We start from the raw sequence: 1713 nt of genomic DNA on the forward strand, positions 1-1713 counted from the left end.
AGGGAAGGGAACGGAACCAGCCGTATTTCGCGTTTTTTGTTACCTGCTTTTGGTTCGAAACCAAAGTGATAAACGGGGCTGGGCAGAAAAAGCACAAATCAACCTAATGCTGAAAATCAACCCGTATCCTGAAAATCCTACCCAAACAATCACCCGTTCATTTCCCGTATAGATTTTTATCTTTGTTGACCAACCTACCTGCGTGACCTATGCTGAAAACCAACGACCCTTCGCTGCATTCCTGGATACAGATTTCCCCTGAGTGCCACTTTCCTATCCAGAACCTGCCCTTCGGGATTTTTCAGGCCCCGGACCGTGACGCGCGGGTGGGGGTGGCCATTGGCGAATACGTGCTGGACGTGTACGTGCTCACGCAGCACCGCCTCTTTGACATGCTGGACATTGTGGACCCCACCGTGTTCCACCGTCCTTATTTGAATGACTTCATGGCCTTGGGCCGGGATATCTGGCGGCAGGTGCGCGGGCGTATTTCTGAGCTGCTGCGCAATGACAACCCCGAAATCAGGGACAACCGCTCGCTCATGGCCGAGTGCCTGCTCAAGCAAAAGGAGGTGCAGATGCTGATGCCCGTGCGGGTGCCCAACTACACAGATTTCTACTCCAGCATAGAGCATGCCACCAACGTGGGCACCATGTTTAGAGACCCGGCCAACGCGCTGCTGCCCAACTGGAAACACCTGCCGGTAGGCTACCACGGCCGTGCCTCGTCTATCATTCCTTCGGGCGTGCCCGTGAGAAGGCCCAAAGGCCAGGCCAAACCCGCCGATGCGGATGCCCCCACCTTCGGCCCTACCAAACAGCTGGATTTTGAGCTGGAAATGGCGTTTATCACCGGGCAACCCACCCAGCTGGGCACCTCCCTCACCACCAAAGAGGCCGAGGAATACATCTTCGGGCTGGTGCTCTTCAATGACTGGAGCGCCCGTGACATTCAGGCCTGGGAATATGTGCCGCTGGGGCCGTTTCTGGCCAAGAATTTCGCCTCATCGGTTTCGCCGTGGGTGGTGACGCTAGATGCGCTGGAACCGTTCAGGGTGCCGGGGCCGGTGCAAGACCCCAAGGTGCTGCCGTACCTGGAGTTTGAAGGCAACAAGAACTTAGATATCAATCTGGAAGTGACGCTGCAATCGCCCACGCTGCCGCAGGAGCAGGTAATTTGCCGCTCCAATTACAAGCACCTGTACTGGAACATGAACCAGCAGCTGGCGCACCACACCGTGAACGGCTGCAACATTGAAGTGGGTGATATGTACGCCTCCGGTACCATCAGCGGCCCTACGCCAGACTCGTACGGCTCCATGCTGGAACTCACCTGGCGCGGCACCAAACCACTGCAACTGCCAGACGGCTCTGAACGCAAGTTTTTACATGATGGGGACGTGGTCACCATGCGCGGCTACGCCGAAAGAAATGGCGTGCGCATTGGTTTCGGCGAAGTACGCGCCGAGATTCTGCCAGCTTTGTAAACCTATATTCCCTTTTTAAGTTGTCATCCTGAAAGGAACTTGCGGGCGAGCTAGAAAAGCTTTGTTCATATTTGATGACCGTTCGCCACCCGTTCCCTAAGATTCTTCCAGCATGACAAAAAAGGCAAGAAACGCCACTTGACGGCACTTTATGGCGCAAGCGTCCGCTTGTGTCCGCATTCCGGGATTTTCTGTTTTCGCCTGTTTCGTCCAAACATTGGCCGAA

At 55.3% G+C, this 1713-nt stretch carries 1 protein-coding gene; it reads left to right on the forward strand.

The annotated features are described in order from the left end of the window. Positions 1-209: 209 nt before the first annotated feature. Complete coding sequence (gene fahA, locus A8O25_RS22255) at positions 210-1487, forward strand: fumarylacetoacetase (RefSeq protein ID WP_193788628.1); 1278 nt, start codon at positions 210-212, stop codon at positions 1485-1487. Positions 1488-1713 lie beyond the last annotated feature (226 nt).

It is taken from the genome of Rufibacter ruber, assembly GCF_001647275.1.
GTDB classification, from domain to species: Bacteria; Bacteroidota; Bacteroidia; order Cytophagales; family Hymenobacteraceae; genus Nibribacter; species Nibribacter ruber_C.

Bases quoted from the DNA above. Each gene is read 5' to 3' on its own strand.
- fahA (WP_193788628.1), top strand. From the start codon at position 210: ATGCTGAAAACCAACGACCCTTCGCTGCATTCCTGGATACAGATTTCC.